The sequence below is a fragment of the Agrobacterium rosae genome (genome assembly GCF_002915175.1).
GTDB classification, from domain to species: domain Bacteria; phylum Pseudomonadota; class Alphaproteobacteria; order Rhizobiales; family Rhizobiaceae; genus Agrobacterium; species Agrobacterium rosae.
The window spans coordinates 21,734-40,081 of the sequence record NZ_NXEJ01000001.1 but is presented as its reverse complement, the minus strand read 5'-3'; the positions used below and the strand labels follow the sequence as shown (position 1 = coordinate 40,081).

The 18,348-nt window shown below is 57.3% G+C and carries 14 protein-coding genes; 10 read left to right on the top strand and 4 right to left on the bottom strand.

The genetic code is table 11. From position 1 onward, the window contains the following. Positions 1-4 precede the first annotated feature (4 nt). Together CPJ18_RS00200 and CPJ18_RS00195 are read right to left on the bottom strand one after the other, a co-directional pair. Positions 5-2,020: a hybrid sensor histidine kinase/response regulator gene (locus tag CPJ18_RS00200; RefSeq protein ID WP_167397795.1), complete on the bottom strand. Its 2,016-nt coding sequence runs from the start codon at positions 2,018-2,020 to the stop codon at positions 5-7. Between the two features lie 212 nt (positions 2,021-2,232). After that, positions 2,233-3,861 carry an MFS transporter gene (locus CPJ18_RS00195; RefSeq protein WP_077101971.1) on the bottom strand — a complete coding sequence of 543 codons (1,629 nt, stop codon included), beginning with the start codon at positions 3,859-3,861 and terminating at the stop codon, positions 2,233-2,235. 283 nt (positions 3,862-4,144) lie between these two features. Between CPJ18_RS00195 and rimP the strand changes: the two genes are divergently transcribed. From rimP to CPJ18_RS00150, 9 genes are all read left to right on the top strand, one after another. Next, positions 4,145-4,732, top strand: a complete 588-nt coding sequence (gene rimP, locus CPJ18_RS00190) for a ribosome maturation factor RimP (RefSeq protein WP_077101969.1) — start codon at positions 4,145-4,147, stop codon at positions 4,730-4,732. Positions 4,733-4,798: 66 nt separating this feature from the next. After that, positions 4,799-6,409, top strand: coding sequence for a transcription termination factor NusA (gene nusA, locus CPJ18_RS00185; protein ID WP_103656564.1), 1,611 nt, complete (start codon positions 4,799-4,801; stop codon positions 6,407-6,409). Next, entirely contained in the window at positions 6,406-7,098 is a 693-nt protein-coding gene (locus CPJ18_RS00180; RefSeq protein ID WP_103656563.1) for an RNA-binding protein, read from the top strand. Before nusA ends, CPJ18_RS00180 begins: the two co-directional genes overlap by 4 nt. Before the next feature lie 102 nt (positions 7,099-7,200). Then, a complete protein-coding gene (infB, locus tag CPJ18_RS00175; RefSeq protein WP_103656562.1) occupies positions 7,201-9,951 on the top strand; it encodes a translation initiation factor IF-2 in 2,751 nt (916 codons plus the stop codon). 75 nt (positions 9,952-10,026) lie between these two features. Then, complete coding sequence (rbfA, locus tag CPJ18_RS00170) at positions 10,027-10,443, top strand: 30S ribosome-binding factor RbfA (RefSeq protein ID WP_067649736.1); 417 nt, start codon at positions 10,027-10,029, stop codon at positions 10,441-10,443. A gap of 3 nt (positions 10,444-10,446) precedes the next feature. Next, complete coding sequence (truB, locus tag CPJ18_RS00165) at positions 10,447-11,394, top strand: tRNA pseudouridine(55) synthase TruB (protein ID WP_103656561.1); 948 nt, start codon at positions 10,447-10,449, stop codon at positions 11,392-11,394. A 176-nt stretch (positions 11,395-11,570) separates the two neighbouring features. Beyond that, a complete protein-coding gene (rpsO, locus tag CPJ18_RS00160; protein WP_067649741.1) occupies positions 11,571-11,840 on the top strand; it encodes a 30S ribosomal protein S15 in 270 nt (89 codons plus the stop codon). 286 nt (positions 11,841-12,126) lie between these two features. Beyond that, positions 12,127-14,268, top strand: coding sequence for a polyribonucleotide nucleotidyltransferase (gene pnp / locus CPJ18_RS00155; RefSeq protein ID WP_103656560.1), 2,142 nt, complete (start codon positions 12,127-12,129; stop codon positions 14,266-14,268). A gap of 77 nt (positions 14,269-14,345) precedes the next feature. After that, the gene (locus CPJ18_RS00150; protein ID WP_103656559.1) at positions 14,346-15,365 is read left to right on the top strand and encodes a class I SAM-dependent methyltransferase; all 1,020 of its coding nucleotides are present in this window, start codon (positions 14,346-14,348) and stop codon (positions 15,363-15,365) included. Here the strand turns inward: CPJ18_RS00150 and CPJ18_RS00145 are convergent, their stop codons facing one another. Continuing rightward, positions 15,366-16,310 carry an AEC family transporter gene (locus CPJ18_RS00145; RefSeq protein WP_103656558.1) on the bottom strand — a complete coding sequence of 315 codons (945 nt, stop codon included), beginning with the start codon at positions 16,308-16,310 and terminating at the stop codon, positions 15,366-15,368. A 348-nt stretch (positions 16,311-16,658) separates the two neighbouring features. On the opposite strand from CPJ18_RS00145, the gene CPJ18_RS00140 reads away from it, so the two are divergent. Further along, positions 16,659-17,651, top strand: coding sequence for an adenosine kinase (locus CPJ18_RS00140; RefSeq protein WP_077101954.1), 993 nt, complete (start codon positions 16,659-16,661; stop codon positions 17,649-17,651). Here the strand turns inward: CPJ18_RS00140 and CPJ18_RS00135 are convergent. Then, on the bottom strand, positions 17,644-18,180 hold the full coding sequence (locus CPJ18_RS00135) for an SH3 domain-containing protein (protein WP_077101952.1): 537 nt from the start codon (positions 18,178-18,180) through the stop codon (positions 17,644-17,646). The genes CPJ18_RS00140 and CPJ18_RS00135 overlap by 8 nt on opposite strands. Positions 18,181-18,348: the final 168 nt, after the last annotated feature.

The following is an 18,348-nucleotide window of genomic DNA, read 5'->3' as shown; positions in this document are numbered from 1 at the left end:
GCCCTTATTGCTTGGGATGCGCGAGCGCTTTGACCCGTTGCGCGAAAACATCGAGCTGAAACGGCTTGGTCATGACATGCATACCGTGGTCAAGATGGCCATGGTTGAGTACGGCGTTCTCGGCATAACCGGTAATGAACAAGACCTCCAGTTCCGGCCGCTTCACACGGGCCGCATCCGCCAATTGGCGACCGTTCATGCCGCCGGGCAGACCGACATCGGTTATCAAGAGGCTGATATCCCGGGCGGAATTGAGAATTCTGAGCGCTGACGCGCCGTCTTCCGCTTCGATGACCGAATATCCCAGATCCTGGAGCTCTTCCACCGCCAGCATACGCACCAGCGGCTCATCATCGACAACCAAAATAGTTTCGCCGCCATCGGCGCGCGGCGCATCGGCTATCGCCTCATGCTGCTCTTCCACTGCCTCTAAATCACCTGCATGCCTTGGCAGGTAAAGGCATATGGTCGTACCCTGCTCCACCTCAGAATAAATGCGGGCGGCACCTCCGGATTGTCCGGCGAAACCATAGACCATGGACAGTCCGAGCCCTGTGCCCTGCCCGATCGGCTTGGTGGTGTAGAATGGGTCAAATGCCCGCTCGATGACCTCCTGCGACATACCGGTTCCGGTGTCAGAGACACAGAGGGAAACATACTGCCCCGGCTCCAGTCCCCGCAGTCGCGCAGACTTTTCATCAATCCAGCGATTACAGGTTTCGATCGTCAGCTTGCCACCACCGGGCATGGCGTCACGCGCATTGATGCATAAATTCAGCAGAGCATTTTCGAGCTGACCGGCATCGACATTCGTAGCCCATAGCCCTGCAGCTCCGACGGTTTCTACATTTATGCCTGGACCAACACTACGGGTGATAAGATCGAGCATACCTTCGATCAGAGAGTTGATGTTGAGCGGCTTGGGATCAAGCGTCTGCCTGCGGGAAAATGCCAACAGTCGTTGCGTGAGTGCCGCAGCGCGTTTCGTCGCGCCGACTGCGCCGTTGATGTAACGCGCCAGATCGCCCACCCGACCCTGCACAAGACGCGTGTTCATCATCTCGAGACTACCGCTGATGCCTGCCAGAATATTGTTGAAGTCATGGGCCAGACCGCCGGTCAATTGACCCACGGCTTCCATTTTCTGGCTGTGGCGAAGCGCTTCTTCCGCGACCATCAACTCGCCGGTACGCTCTTCCACCTGTTGTTCCAGCGTCGCATTGAGTTTCGCCAGCGCCACTTCAGCACGTCGGCGAGCGGTGATGTCCTGAAACATGACGGCGACCTGCCGCCTGCTTCCAGGCTCGATACGAACTGCCGCCAGTTCAAGGTATCGGCCGGTCGCCACAAGCTCCTGCTGAAACCGTATCGACTTGCCGGTACGCAGGACTTCCCCATATCGGGCAATCCAGGCATCAGCTTCGTCGGGCACCATTTCGCGCAATTTTTGGCCGACGACGTTTGGAATTCCGGCGTGACGGGCATAGGCCTCATTGGCCTGTATGTGTATGTAGTCGCTGTTGGGGCCGTGTGGTCCGTCGAAAAATTCGATGACGCAAAAGCCTTCATCGATGGCATCGAACAGGCCCTTGTAGAGCTCTTCGCTTTCGCGGCGCGCGCGTTCTGCCAATGTCCGCTTGGTGACGTCAGACCCTTCAACGAAAATGGCCTCGACCTTGCCCTCGCCATCGAGAATAGGCTGATAAATGAAGTCGATATAGCGCTCAGTGATTGGCCCACCCGGTTCAGACTGAACGGCATAATGCGCGCCGTTTGCCGAGTAGGGTTCCCCCGAGCTATAGACGTTATCGAGAATGCCGACAAAGCCTTGCGCACCAGCATCAGGCAGAGCATCGGCCACGGTGCGACCAATAAGATCCTCGCGACCGACCAGCTTCATGTAGCTTGGATTTGCCAGTTCGAAACGATGGTCTGGACCTCGCAACAGAGCGATGAAGGTCGGTGCCTGCTTGAACAATTGTGTGAGAATGGGGCCGATATTGTCTGTCTGTCCGTACAATCTCGTACCCCATAAGCGTATTTCGTATTGCTCATTGTCGGCAATCAACCAGCACTTCGCTCTGCCAGTCCACTGCCGTCCGTGTCAGAGCTAAAATTTGCTCGATGACGAGCGTCAGATTTGGTCAGACGCATCAATCGAGCCGGATAAAAAAAGTTCCTGTTGTGGGAAAATATTTCTACGCATCAAAAAGCTTCGCCCATCGCACCCGCTCAATGCGGATCAATATGAGCCTTATGGAAAATATCATCCTGCGGTGGGATTGCCTGACGCTCAATCATGCGGTGAACGCGCGGGCGGGTGGCACCCCGGTGCAGCGCCAGAATGCTGTCCCAGCTTTCAGCATCCGCCTGCGTCCGACGATGGTTATGCCTGACATATTCGACCCAGGTCGGAACATGATAAATTTCGGTCCAGATGTCAGGATTTTCCAGATCGCGCATCAACGTCCAGTTTTGCGCGCCATCGCGCAAACGGATTCGTCGGCGCTCGGCCATGATCGTCATGAATTCCGGAAGATCGCTATCATCGATCTCGTAATCGACAAGAATGGCAATCGGGCCGCTTCGGGGTTTGACGTCGAGCCGCAGGTTCGGTTCGACAAAGCGGTTGAGCGGATCGAGATTGAGTGACGCGAAGGCTGGCATGGTGAGCTTGAAACCGACCACCACACCCAGCAGCATCAGCACGCACGAACAGAGAAGCGAGTAGGACAGGCCGTAATTTTCGGCAAGAGAGCCCCACAGCCAGCTACCAACGGCAATACCGCCGAAGGTCAAGGTCTGGTAAAGAGACAGCGCACGTCCCACCACCCAGCGAGGGGTGGACAGTTGAACGATCGTGTTGAACAGCGAAAGCGCCAAGACCCAGCTTGCCCCGGAAACGGTCAGCACAAGCGCCGTCAGGATCGCACTCGTGCTGACCGCCGTGACGGCAGCACTGAAGGCGAAGCCTAGAAATGCGACACGGACGATCCATTCGCTGCTCAATGTTTCGCGCAAGCGGGCACTGATCAACGCGCCGCCAATCGCACCGACACCAAAAGCACCGAGCATGATGCCATATGTCAGCGGACCACCCTGCACCAGGTCACGTGCGACGAGCGGCATCAGCGCCAGAATGGCACTGGCGGAAAGGCCAAACAGGAAACCCCGAACCAGAACCTTGCCGATATTCGGCGACATGGCCACATAGCGCATGCCGGCAGAAATGGCGGCAAAGAGATGTTCGCGGGGCAAGCTGGATGTGTTTTTGGGTGGCTGCCATTTGAACAGCGCGTAGAGCAGCGTAAAATAACTGAATGTGTTGACAAGGAAAGCGGCAGCAGCCCCTGAGATGGCAACAATGACACCGCCGATGGCAGGACCGACGCTTCGTGTGATGTTGAAGCCGACACTGTTCAACGTCACCGCCGCTGGCAGGTCCTCACGCGGAACCATTTCGCCGACAGATGCTTGCCATGAGGGATTGTTGAGCGCCGTTCCGCAGCCAATCATGAAGGTGAAAAACAGCAGAAGCCATGGCGTCAGCCATTCGGCCCAGGCAAAGACCGTCAGCAAAATAGAGGCCACCAACATCAGAAGCTGCGCCGAAATCATGATGCGGCGGCGATCGAGGCTGTCGGCAAGAGCGCCCGAGACGAGAGAGAAAAGCATGATTGGCAGCGATGTCGATGCCTGAACCAGCGCAATCATGTTTTCAGACGACGAAAGCGCCGTCATCATCCATGCTGCCCCAACCGCCTGAATGAGCCCACCGAAATTCGAGGCGATGCTCGCAAACCAGATTGTTCTGTAAGTTGGATGCCGCAGGGGCGCGAGCGGGGATTTTCTATCGGGCACGGGCAGTCCAATGATGCGATTGGTGTTTATTCTTTGCGTCAGTATAGACGCCGATTAAGAGGACGCCACTGTTTCTAACTGACCTGTGCTGAAATTGTGACGAAAGCCAATTTCGTTGCACTCCGGCTTTTCCTTGCAATGTCGGGCATAAGCAGTTATACGTGCAATCAAATTCTTGATCGTCTGATGAAGAGTGGGGCCGAAAGGCTCCGCTCTTTTTCGTTAGGCGCCCTAAAACCGGTGCAAAGCGTTTCCGGTTAGACATAAAGACCGGAAGACCAGAATGGCTGAAGCCGAACCAAGACTGATAACCGAAACAGGCGTGGACCAGCGCATCGCAGAAATCATCGAGCCGGTGTTGACTGGCATGGGCTTTCTGCTGGTCAGGGTTCGCCTCTCCAACCAGAACGGTTCGACATTGCAGGTGATGGCGGAGCGCGAAGACGGCACCATGACCGTTCAGGATTGCGAAGCGGTCTCGCTGGCCATTTCACCTGTTCTTGATGTGGAAGATCCCGTCGAGAAGGCGTATCATCTTGAAGTGTCGTCGCCCGGCATCGATCGGCCGATGGTGCGCAAGACGGATTTCGCTCGCTGGCAGGGCCATATTGTCAAGATCGAGACATCGATCCTGGTGGACAACCGCAAGCGCTTCCGTGGCAAGATCGCTGAGATCGAAGCTGACGGCTTCAAGCTTGAACGTGACCAGATCGCCTATGGTGAGGAGCCTGTGGTTCTGATCCCGTTCAACACGCTTTCGGATGCCAAGCTGGTTTTGACGGATGACCTCATTCGTGACGCGTTGAAGGCGGATAAGCAGGCCAAGGCCGCAGCCGCTGCCAACCAGAACGAAGAAGCAGACGAAGACTAATTCTAATTACCACGTAAGCCCTGACACACGGGCAGAACGCAACTTGCGAATTACGGAGACAAAAACATGGCAGTGAGTGCTAACCGGCTTGAGCTTCTGCAGATCGCCGATGCTGTTGCACGAGAAAAGGTCATCGACCGCGAAATCGTGCTCGCCGCGATGGCTGACGCCATCCAGAAGGCTGCCCGCTCTCGTTATGGTTCCGAGACCAATATTCGCGCTGACATCAACTCCAAGACGGGTGAAATCCGCTTGCAGCGTCTGCTCGAAGTGGTGGAAAAGGCCGAAGACTACGGCACACAAATTCCGCTGGAGCTGGCCCGCGACCGTAACGTCGACGCCAAGATCGGCGATTACATTGCCGATCCGCTGCCGCCAATGGATTTCGGTCGTATTGCCGCACAGTCCGCCAAGCAGGTCATCGTCCAGAAGGTTCGTGAAGCCGAGCGTGACCGCCAGTATGACGAGTTCAAGGACCGCATCGGCGAAATCATCAACGGCACCGTCAAGCGCGTCGAATATGGCAACGTCATCGTCGATCTCGGTCGTGGTGAAGGCATCATCCGTCGTGACGAGATGATTCCTCGGGAAAACCTGCGTTACGGCGACCGCGTTCGTGCCTTCGTCTACGACGTGCGCCGCGAACAGCGCGGCCCGCAGATTTTCCTGTCGCGTACGCATCCGCAGTTCATGGTCAAGCTCTTCACCATGGAAGTGCCTGAAATCTACGACGGCATCATCCAGATCAAGTCGGTTGCCCGCGACCCAGGTTCGCGCGCCAAGATCGCCGTTATCTCCAACGACAGCTCGATCGATCCGGTCGGCGCTTGCGTCGGTATGCGTGGTTCGCGTGTTCAGGCCGTTGTCGGCGAGCTCCAAGGCGAAAAGATCGACATCATCCCTTGGTCCCAGGACCCGGCATCCTTCATCGTCAACGCCCTTCAGCCTGCTGAAGTTTCCAAGGTCGTTCTCGATGAAGAGGCAGAGCGTATCGAAGTCGTCGTTCCCGATGAACAGCTGTCGCTGGCCATCGGTCGTCGCGGCCAGAACGTACGCCTGGCATCGCAGCTGACCGGCTGGGACATCGACATCATGACGGAAGCCGAAGAGTCCGAGCGCCGCCAGAAGGAATTCAACGAACGCACCGGCATCTTCATGGAAGCCCTGGATGTGGACGAGATGGTCGGCCAGGTTCTGGCATCCGAAGGCTTCGCGCAGGTCGAAGAACTGGCCTATGTGGACTTGAGCGAAATTTCGTCCATCGACGGTTTCGATGAAGACACAGCCGTTGAAATCCAGACCCGCGCCAAGGAGTATCTCGAGCGTATCGAGACCGAAATGGACGCAAAGCGCAAGGAACTCGGTGTTTCCGACGAACTGCGCCAGATCGACGGCCTGACATCGCAGATGCTGGTCGCGCTGGGCGAAGAAGGCGTCAAGAACATCGAAGACTTTGCAGGCTGCGCCGCCGACGATCTGGTTGGCTGGAGCGAACGCAAGGACGGCGAGACAAAGAAGTTCGAAGGCACGTTCTCCAAACTCGACGTGTCGCGCGTTGAAGCTGAAAACATGATCGTTCAGGCTCGCCTTCTGGCTGGCTGGATCACAGCTGAAGATCTTGCCGCACAGCAGGAAGCAGCAGCGACCGAGGAGGCGGATACCGCCGAACAGGAATGATGTCGCAAGCGCATCAGCCGGACGAACTGTTCGATGACGAGCAGTTCGAAGGTACCGCAAGCGAGCGGATGTGCATTGTGACACGGCAAATCGGATCGCCAGATGAGCTGATCCGCTTTGTCGCAGGCCCGGACCAGAGTGTGGTTCCGGATCTGAAACGCCAATTGCCGGGGCGCGGTTGCTGGGTCACACCCGAGCGCGCCCTGATCGAAAAGGCCATCGCGAAGAAGCTTTTCGCGCGCGCCTTGAAGACGGATGTGAAAGCCGGACCGGACCTTCTGGATATGATGGACCGGCTGATGGCACAGCAACTGGCCGGAATGATCAGCATGGCCCGCAAGGCTAGTCAGTTCATCTCCGGCGCTACGAAAGTCGATGCCGCCGTGCGTTCGGGAAAGGCCATTGCGGTGTTTCACGCCACGGATGCAGCGCCTGATGGCGTGAGAAAGATAAATCAGGCCCGCAAGGCCTGGACGCTCGGCTCAGGTGCCGAGACTGAAATACCGTCCTTTCGGCTCTTCAGTGAGCAGGAAATGGACGAACTGATGGGCCAGAATGCTTTTATCCATGCTTGCGTGCTTGCAGGGCAGGCGGGTGAAGGTGTAGTGAAGCGCGCAAAGATGCTCGAGCGGTATCGCAATGGCGATCAACCTCAAGCGGATTTAGACGCTGCCCGGACAGAACAATGACGCGGTCATCGGACGATATCCGCCACCGCGTTCGGATGCAGCTAGTTAAAGACAGGGCCTGATGAATGTCATCCGGCTCTCGTCCGAAGGAACGGGAACGGAATGACCGAGAACAACGACGACAAGACACTCAACGCACAGCCCAAGAAGACTCTCACCCTCAAGCCGAGCGGAGCGTCGACGGGAACTGTGCGTCAGGATATGGGTCGTGGTCGCACCAACGCGGTTGTCGTGGAGACACGCAAACGCCGCCCATTGCGTCCTGAAGACGAAAAGCCCATTACGCCAACGGTGACGGCAGCGCCGCAGCCTGCCCGGCCGGCAGCACCTGCTGCAACGCCCGCAGCAGCACAGCGCCCGCAGCAGCCTCAGTCGCAGCGGCCTTACCAGTCTGGCAACCAGAACAATAACAACAATCAGAATCGCTCTGCGCCGTCTTCGCAGCCACAGCGTCAGCCGGACCGCCCACGTGGTGCCGTCCTGCATGACCTTTCGGCTGGCGAAATGGATGCACGCCGTCGGGCTCTTGCAGAAGCTCAGGCTCGCGACATCATTGAAGCCAAGCAGCGCGCCGAAGACGAAGCACGCCGCAAGGTAGAAGACGAAGCCCGTGCCGTGGCCGAAAAGGAAGAGGCTGCGCGCCGCGCCGCTGAGGAAGCCCTCGCCGCCAAGACGGCACCGGCACCCGCTCCAGTTCAGGCACCGGCCGAGATTACACCGGCACCGGCCGCCAGCAGAACGCCTGCCAGCACCGGTCGTCCAGATGCGCGTCCTCAGACGACACGCACGGCACCTGCTGCCCCGACACCGATCGACAGCGCTGGCCCACGTGGCCGCCGCGCTGGCGAAGAAGAAGACGATCGCGGCGCTCGCCGTACCGGCGTACCGGTTCGCGGCAAGATCACAGCGCCGGTTCCGGCCAAGCCTGCCGCTCGCCTCAAGACGGAAGAAGAGCGCCGTCGTGGCAAGCTGACCGTTACGTCCAATCTGGAAGAAGACGGTCAGGCCCGTGGCCGCTCGCTCTCTGCCATGCGCCGTCGTCAGGAAAAATTCCGTCGCGGCCAGATGCAGGAAACGCGCGAAAAGGTCATGCGCGAAGTTATTCTGCCTGAGACCATCACCATTCAGGAACTGTCGCAGCGTATGTCCGAACGGGCTGTCGATGTGATCAAGTATCTGATGAAGGAAGGTCAGATGATGAAGCCGGGCGACGTCATCGACGCCGATCTGGCTGAAATCATCGCTGGCGAATTCGGCCACACCGTCAAGCGCGTGTCTGAATCCGACATCGAAGAAGGCATCTTCAACGTCTCGGACGAAGATGGCGGCGGCGAACTGGTTTCGCGTCCTCCTGTCGTCACCATCATGGGTCACGTCGACCACGGCAAGACATCGCTGCTCGACGCTATCCGTCAGACCAGCGTCGTTTCAGGTGAAGCCGGTGGCATCACCCAGCATATCGGTGCATATCAGGTCGAAAAGAACGGTCACAAGATCACCTTCATCGACACCCCCGGTCACGCCGCCTTTACGGCCATGCGTGCTCGTGGTGCACAGGCAACCGACATCGCCATTCTGGTGGTTGCAGCCGATGACAGCGTGATGCCGCAGACGATTGAATCGATCAACCACGCGAAAGCCGCTGGTGTGCCGATCATCGTCGCGATCAACAAGATCGACAAGCACGAGGCAAACCCTGAAAAGGTTCGTCAGCAGCTGTTGCAGCACGAAGTGTTCGTGGAATCCATGGGCGGTGAAGTTCTTGACGTGGAAGTCTCCGCCAAGAACAAGCTCAACCTCGACAAGCTTCTCGAAGCCGTTCTTCTCCAGGCCGAAATTCTCGACCTGAAGGCTAACTTGAGCCGCACGGCTGAAGGTACGGTCATCGAAGCTCAGCTTGATCGTGGCCGTGGTTCCGTTGCTACCATTCTGGTTCAGAAGGGCGTCTTGCGTCCGGGCCAGATCATCGTGGCCGGCGACCAGTGGGGCCGTGTTCGCGCCCTCGTCAATGACAAGGGTGAACACGTCAAGGAAGCCGGTCCGGCCATGCCGGTCGAGGTTCTCGGTCTCTCCGGTACACCGTCTGCCGGTGATCGCTTCGCGGTTGTTGAAAACGAGAGCCGTGCTCGCGAAATCGCAGAATACCGTCAGCGTTTGACCCGCGATAAGGCTGTTGCCCGTCAGACCGGTCAGCGCGGCTCGCTCGAACAGATGATGACGCAGTTGCAGTCGACAGGCCGCAAGGACTTCCCTCTGCTCATCAAGGGCGACGTGCAGGGTTCCATCGAAGCGATTATCGGTTCGCTGGACAAGCTCGGCACGGACGAAGTTCGCGCTCGCATCATTCACTCGGGTGCCGGTGGCATCACAGAGTCGGATATTTCGCTCGCCGAAGCATCGAACGCGGCCATCATCGGCTTCAACGTTCGTGCCAACGTGCAAGCACGTCAGGCGGCTGAACGGGCTGGGATCGAAATTCGCTACTACAACATCATCTACGATCTGGTGGATGACGTGAAGTCGGCAATGTCGGGCCTTCTGTCTCCGGAACGTCGCGAGACCTTCCTCGGCAACGCCGAAATCCTGGAAGTCTTCAACATCACCAAGGTCGGCAAGGTTGCCGGTTGCCGTGTGGTCGAAGGCAAGGTGGAACGTGGTGCTGGTGTTCGTCTGGTGCGCGACAACGTCGTCATCCACGAAGGCAAGCTCAAGACGCTCAAGCGCTTCAAGGACGAAGTCGGCGAAGTGCCGGTCGGTCAGGAGTGCGGTATGGCGTTCGAGAACTACGAAGACATCCGTGCGGGCGATACCATCGAGTGCTTCCGCGTAGAGCACATCACCAGAACGCTCTAAGCGTTTCGCCGCAACACAAGAAAACTGTCGGGCGCCGGCTTAACCGGCGCTCGCTCTGTTTGAGGCTTGATAAAAATGGCAAAAGTAACATCATCCGCTCCCTCGCAACGCATGCTGCGTGTTGGCGAACAGGTGCGCGCTGCGATCACTCAGATTCTACAGCGCGGAGAAGTGAATGACGATCTGATCGAAAAGACGGTGATTTCCGTTTCGGAAGTGCGCATGTCGACCGACCTCAAAATCGCAACCGCCTATGTGACGCCGATTGGCGTTGACGACCACACCGATACGATCACAGCATTGAACCGCCACGCCAAGTTTCTTCGTGGTCGGCTCGGCCCAAATTTGCGGCAGCTGAAATATGTGCCGGAACTGCGTTTCCGCGACGATACCAGCTTCGACAATTACAAGAAGATCGACGCGCTCCTGCGCTCGCCGGAGGTACAGCGCGATCTGGGACCTTCAAACGATAAAGACGACGAACAGAATTGAAGCATGTCCAAACCACGTAAACAGCAAAATCGTAAACCCAAGGGACGGCCGATTTCCGGCTGGATCATCCTCGACAAGCCTTTCGATTTCGGCTCGACTGAAGCCGTCTCGAAGATCAAATGGCTGTTCAACGCCCAGAAGGCCGGACACGCCGGAACGCTTGACCCTTTGGCTTCCGGCATGCTGCCGATTGCGTTGGGTGATGCTACCAAGACCGTTCCTTATGTCATGGATGGCCGTAAAATCTATGAGTTTACGGTCACCTGGGGCGAAGAACGTACCACCGACGATATGGAAGGCGATGTTCTGAACTCATCGACCAACCGTCCTGCTGAACAGGCGATCCGGGATTTGCTGCCCAACTATACCGGCACCATATTTCAGACCCCGCCGCAGTTTTCGGCCATCAAGATTGCCGGTGAGCGGGCTTATGATCTTGCCCGCAGCGGCGAAGCGGTCGAAATTCCAGCGCGCGAAGTTGAAATTCACCGCATCACCCTCCTCGCCTGCCCGGATGCCGATACTGCACATTTCGAAGTGGAATGCGGAAAAGGCACCTATGTCCGTGCGTTGGCGCGCGATCTCGGCCGTGATCTCGGCTGCTATGGCTTCATTTCGCAGCTCCGCCGTTCCATGGTCGCACCCTTTGCGGAAGACGCGATGGTTCCGCTTGAAAAGCTGGTCGAATTCGAGGCCATCGAAGACCGGGACGAGAGACTGGCAGCACTTGATGCCTATCTGATCGATACGTCTGAAGCCCTCTCATCCCTGCCTCACCTCATCATCAACGATGACCAGGCCCATCGGCTGAAAATGGGCAACCCTATTCTGTTACGCGGCCGCGATGCGCCGACGCAGGAAACGGATGCCTATGCCACCGCGCGCGGTAAGCTGGTTGCCATTGGCGACATCGCAGAAGGCGAATTCCGTCCCAAACGCGTTTTCGGCTAAAACGTCGAACGACTGATAGGCTGAAAGGGGCGGTGGTAATCGCCTCTTTCCTTTATAGACCAATTGGTTTATAGGCAGCGGCAGCTTGGGCAGCGCCCGCGCTAATGAATGGCCAGTGCTGGACGACATCCCGGTGCTTGGCGTCCCGTTTTTCCTTAAATAGAAAGGATCGTCCGATGTCGATTACTGCAGAGCGCAAAGCCGCCCTCATCAAGGAATATGCCATCAAGGAAGGTGATACCGGTTCGCCGGAAGTTCAGGTCGCAATTTTGACCGAACGGATCAACAACCTGACAGGCCACTTCAAAGATCACAAGAAGGACAACCACTCGCGTCGTGGCCTTCTGACCATGGTTTCCAGCCGCCGTTCGCTTCTCGACTACGTCAAGAAGAAGGACGAAAGCCGTTACACCAAGCTGATCGGTGCCCTCGGCATTCGCCGCTAAAAACAAATCCCGGCGGGTTTCGATAAGAAATTTCCGCCGGTTTTCTTATGGCAGTCCTTAACAGGACGCCGAAAACGAAGATGGGCCGGATGGGCCGGTGCCATCTGAAATAAACCGATGACCTGTCATGGGGCAGGATTGCCGGATGCTTTTGTTACGCTGAACCGCGTCACCGCATATCGATGGATATGCCGCTCCAAAGCCTCCAGCTGTCTTGCCCGTGACGTGTTAAAGCCCGCGTGTTTTCCTTCGATGTGAGAACCGAGGCTTCTTTTAAGGACAAGATATGTTCAATCAACATTCCGTCGAAATCGAATGGGCAGGCCGCCCTTTAAGACTTGAGACAGGCAAAGTTGCCCGTCAGGCCGATGGTGCGGTTATCGCAACCTACGGCGAGACAATGGTTCTTGCGACCGTCGTTTCCGCAAAGTCGCCAAAGCCCGGTCAGGATTTCTTCCCGCTGACCGTCAACTACCAGGAAAAGACCTACGCAGCCGGCAAGATACCCGGTGGCTATTTCAAGCGCGAAGGTCGTCCTTCCGAAAAGGAAACTCTGGTTTCCCGTCTGATCGACCGCCCGATCCGCCCGCTGTTTCCTGAAGGCTATAAGAACGACACACAGGTTGTCGTCACCGTCATTCAGCACGACCTCGAAAATGACCCGGACGTATTGTCGATGGTCGCGGCCTCTGCTGCCCTGACACTGTCTGGCGTTCCTTTCATGGGCCCAGTCGGCGGCGCGCGCGTCGGCTACATCAACGGCGAATATGTTCTGAACCCGCATCTCGACGAGATGGACGAGTCGGTTCTGGATCTGGTCGTTGCCGGCACGCAGGACGCCGTCCTGATGGTCGAATCGGAAGCCAAGGAACTCAACGAAGAGATCATGCTCGGTGCTGTGATGTTCGGTCATCGCGGTTTCCAGCCGGTCATCGACGCCATCATCAAGCTGGCTGAAGTTGCTGCCAAGGAACCACGCGAATTCGAGCCGGAAGATTTCTCCGCTCTCGAAACAGAAATGCTCGGCCTTGCCGAAGCTGAACTGCGCGACGCCTACAAGATCACTGAAAAAGCTGCCCGTTACAACGCAGTCGACGCCGTCAAGGCCAAGGTCAAGGCGCACTTCTTCCCAGAAGGTGCAGAACCTAAGTACACCAACGAAGTCATCGGCGCTGTTTTCAAGCACATTCAGGCGAAGATCGTTCGCTGGAACATTCTGGACACCAAGAGCCGCATCGACGGTCGCGACCTGTCCACCGTTCGCCCGATCGTGTCTGAAGTCGGCATGCTGCCACGCACGCACGGTTCGGCGCTCTTCACACGCGGCGAAACCCAGGCCATCGTTGTTGCCACACTCGGCACCGGCGAAGACGAGCAGTACGTGGACAGCCTGACGGGCATGTACAAGGAACGCTTCCTTCTGCATTACAACTTCCCTCCCTACTCGGTTGGTGAAACAGGCCGCATGGGCTCCCCGGGCCGCCGCGAAATCGGTCACGGCAAGCTGGCATGGCGCGCAATCCGCCCGATGCTGCCATCGGTCGAACAGTTCCCTTACACGCTGCGCGTCGTCTCCGAGATCACCGAGTCCAACGGCTCGTCCTCAATGGCAACCGTTTGCGGCACATCGCTCGCTCTGATGGACGCAGGCGTTCCGCTTGCCAAGCCAGTGGCCGGTATTGCCATGGGCCTGATCCTTGAAGGTGAACGCTTTGCCGTTCTCTCCGACATTCTCGGAGACGAAGATCACCTCGGCGATATGGACTTCAAGGTTGCGGGTACTGCCGACGGCATCACATCGCTGCAGATGGACATCAAGATCGCCGGTATCACCGAAGAGATCATGAAGGTCGCTCTGGAGCAGGCAAAGGGCGGTCGTACGCACATCCTGGGCGAAATGGCCAACGCCATAACCGAAGGCCGTTCGCAGCTCGGCGAATTTGCTCCACGCATCGAAGTCATGAACATTCCGGTCGACAAAATCCGTGAAGTCATCGGCTCCGGCGGCAAGGTCATTCGCGAAATCGTCGAAAAGACCGGCGCGAAGATCAACATCGAAGACGATGGCACCGTGAAGATCGCCTCGTCCTCGGGCAAGGAAATCGAAGCAGCCCGCAAGTGGATTCATTCCATCGTTGCAGAGCCTGAAGTTGGTCTGATCTACGAAGGCACGGTCGTGAAGACCGCTGACTTCGGTGCATTCGTCAACTTCTTCGGTGCACGTGACGGCCTCGTTCACATCTCGCAGCTGGCAGCCGACCGTGTTGCCAAGACCTCCGACGTCGTCAAGGAAGGCGACAAGGTTTGGGTCAAGCTGATGGGCTTCGATGAGCGCGGCAAGGTTCGCCTGTCCATGAAGGTTGTCGATCAGGCAACCGGCAAGGAAGTTTCGGCTGAGAAGAAGAGCGAAGGCGAAGCTGCCGAATAAGGCGGCTTGCGCTATCCGATATCGAGGCGCGGGCTTTTCCCCGCGCCTTTTTTCTATTTGACCTTAGGAACCACCCCATGAGCCGTGACGCCGTTAAAACCCTGTTCCATCCCTTCGCTGCGCAGATGCTTGACGCACCCGGTCAAGGGGAGCGCGTATTGTTTCTCGGCGCGGAAGCAGGCGCGCCGCGTCTGGAAGGCTTTGATGCCACGATTACCGCAGTCCAGAGCCAGCGTCCGCTTTACCGCGCGTTGCAGGCCCAAGGTGCCGAGGTCACACCCGACCTTTCCGGCGAGGATTTCGACAGCGCACTCATCCTGTGCGGCAAGCATCGTGGTGAAAATGAAAACCGGGTTTCCGAAGCTCTGAGCCGTGTGAAAGCCGGTGGCATGATCGTAGCTGCTGGTTCCAAGGAAGACGGCATTGTCACCCTGCGCAAGACCCTGTCGAAACTGGGCATCGAAGCGGATTCGACACCCAAATATCACGGCGTCGCCATTTGGTTCAAAAGACCGGAAGAGGTTTCAACAGCTGTTTCCAAGCTCAAGCAGGAAATTGCCACGATCGAGAACCGCTTCACGGCCCTGCCGGGCATGTTCTCGCATGACCGTGTGGATGGTGGCTCGGAACTTCTGGCTTCGCGTTTCCCTGCTGATTTCGATGGCAATGCGGCAGACTTCGGCGCGGGCTGGGGTTATCTCTCCGTCATGCTGGCTGAGAAGTCACCGCGCACGGCACGCATCGACTTGTTCGAAGCTGACTGGAATGCGCTGGAATATGCGAAAACCAACATGCTGGAAAATTGCCCGCGTTTGGCGACACGTTTCTTCTGGCAGGATCTGGCCGCAGAGCCGCCCAAGGAAAAATACGACCTTATCATCATGAACCCGCCATTCCACGCAACCGGACAGGCATCTGAGCCGGCTCTTGGTCAGGCGCTGATCAAAACTGCCGCTACTGCTCTGCGTAGCGGCGGCAAGCTATTGCTGGTCGCCAATCGCGGCATGCCCTATGAGACAGTTTTGTCTGCCGAATTCCGTTCCAGCCAGGAAGTGTGCCGCAACTCGCGCTTCAAGGTGCTGAGCGCGCAGAAATAATCAACTGAGAAACCACGCCCAGAACGACACGGTCAGCACACCAAACAGGGTGGAAATGCTGATCGTGGACGCCGCAATGCTGTGGCCGATGCCGAAGCGGTTTGCCAGCAGCCAGGAATTGATACCTGTCGGCACGCAGGACGTCAGAACCAATGCTGCGGTCCATGCCGGGCTCAGTCCCAAGGCATGGGCGGTCAACCAGACACAGGCTGGCATAAGCACCAGCTTGAAGGCCGTCATCGTCATGGCGATGCGCAGATTACCGCGAATGGGATATTTGGTGAGCGCCATACCAAGAGAAATCAGTGCCGCTGGTCCCGCCATCCCGGCAATCTGATCAATGACCGTCGTCATCACCGTGGGCATCGGCACGTTTATCATGTTGAAGCCGAGCCCCAGCACAAGCGCAATCACCAGCGGGTTTTGTGCTAGATTACGCCCAACCTGCTTCAAGACCGTGAACATGCTGCGCTTGTCTCCGCCCGTGACCTTGTGGGTCGCATTCTCCATCAGAATAGTCCCTGCAATCATCATGATGGGCAGATGCACCACCAGAAGAATGGAAATGGCAACGATACCTTCACTGCCGATGGAGCGACCGACAAGTGGCAAGCCGATGAAGATATTGTTGGCAAAGGCCGATGAGATACCGGCGATGACGCCGACCCGCAGATCCTGTTTGAATACATGGCGCGTCACCAACTGTCCTGCCGCCCAGGTGATAGCGACGCCGGTAAAGTAGGTAAGCCAGAGTTTGAAGGGTGACGCACCGTGAAAATCGGCAGCCGCCAGAGTGCGAAAAATAAGTGTCGGGACCGCAATCTTGAACACGAAGTCGCTCAGGACGTCGCCAGCTTCCGCCTTGAATAGCTTCGCTTTGACCGTCAGCCAGCCAATCAGGATAAGAAGAAAAATCGGCGCGACATTGACGGCGACAGCATACATGGGGGAGGACTTTCGCAGGCCTTGCAGGGGTGCGTTCGGTCTAACGCATATGGCACAGGCAAACAAATGATTTTGCCTGGCTCGCCGCAATCGGACAGCGACGAAAAAGAGAGCAAGAAAAAAGCGGGGTTGCCCCCGCCTTCATCCCGCACGCCGCGCCAGTACATCCGTGGCACAGCGACGCACACTCTATAACAATGCTCCATGACAGGTGCATGACGCGGAAAATTAACGACAAGAGTGTGCCGACGCCCTCCAGAATGAGGTTTTGGCTTTTCATGTCGGCAGAAATCTTTAAGACCGAGTTCTGGATAACGCATCGGTCGATGCGGTTCGGACGAGAGGCACATGACAAAATTCGACGTACTGACCGTTGGCAACGCCATCGTGGACATCATCTCCCGCTGCGATGATGCTTTTCTCAATACCAATAGCATCACCAAGGGCGCAATGAACCTGATTGATGCCGAGCGTGCCGAACTGCTCTATTCACTGATGGGCCCGGCGCTCGAAGCATCCGGTGGCAGCGCTGGCAATACGGCAGCGGGTATCGCCAACTTCGGTGGGCGCGCAGCCTATTTCGGCAAGGTGGCCGAAGATCAGCTCGGTGAGATTTTCCAGCATGATATCCGTGCCCAAGGCGTTTATTTCGAGACCAAACCGGAAGGCACCTTCCCGCCGACAGCACGCTCGATGATTTTCGTTACCGAAGACGGCGAACGCTCGATGAACACCTATCTGGGTGCCTGCGTCGATCTCGGCCCCGAGGATGTCGAACCAGAAGTCGTTGCCCAATCAAAGGTCACCTATTTCGAAGGTTACCTGTGGGATCCACCACAGGCCAAGGACGCCATTCGTGATTGCGCCAGAATTGCCCATGAAAATGGGCGTGAAGTTTCCATGACGCTCTCCGACAGCTTCTGCGTTGGTCGTTACCGCGATGAGTTTCTCGATCTCATGCGCTCCGGCACCGTCGACATCGTTTTTGCCAACAAGCAAGAAGCGCTCTCGCTCTACGAAACCGACGACTTCGAGCTGGCGCTGACGAAGATCGCGGCCGATTGCAAGATCGCAGCCGTGACCATGAGTGAAGAAGGTGCGACCATCGTTTCCGGCACAGAGCGCATTAAAGTCGAGGCCTACCCGGTTTTTGACGTTGTGGACACAACAGGTGCAGGCGACCTTTTTGCGTCCGGTTTTCTCTATGGCTACACGCAGGGCCGTTCGCTGGAAGACAGCGGAAAGCTCGGATGCCTGGCGGCAGCAGCTGTCATTCAGCAAGTGGGCCCACGGCCTATGTCATCGCTGAAAGCACTGGCAGAAAAGCACGGCCTTATTTAAAGGCCTCTCCTGGGTAAGCCCCCCAGATTTCACCCTGAGATACCCAGCCGGTCACCTGACCGGCATGGGCCCGGCACCAATCGCCATTGCACTCGCCGATGCTGATCTGAACGCCTGGCTCCAGCCTGGCAATGACGGCGGCACCGGACTGGGCTTCGCGGCGCATGTTGACGAAGACGTCCTTGCCCTTGCCGCGCATCCATGGCGCAGCCACAGCCGTTCGCTCACCAGATAGAAGCGCTTGGTTGACCCAGCCTTCGGTGCCATCCGCATCGCGAATGCGTCTCCAGTTTTCATATTCCTGGATGATCTCCACCGGCATGCCCGATTTCATGTACATCCACGACACGGCATAATCCGTGCTTGGCCCGATGCGCATGTTGACTCGACGCGACTTGAGGCTGACGAATCGTGGCAGCGGCAGGCCGCTTGCGCCCTTGGCTGCACCCTGCGCATATGCGGGCGTGCTTGCGGCGTCGATCAAACCCAGCGACAATGCAATGCAGATAATCGAAACAATGCTACGCATGCCGGTTTCCGTTCCTTGCTTTTTAGCAATAGAGAAGTGTGGTCGGGGTCATCGTTTCTAAAGGCTGCGACTGCGACATGCGAGATTTGTTTGTCTTCGTCGTTGGGTCTGGTAGAAACGCCCGTGGTGAATGAAATTATCGCTCTTTCTGGTTAATGACCTCTGAAC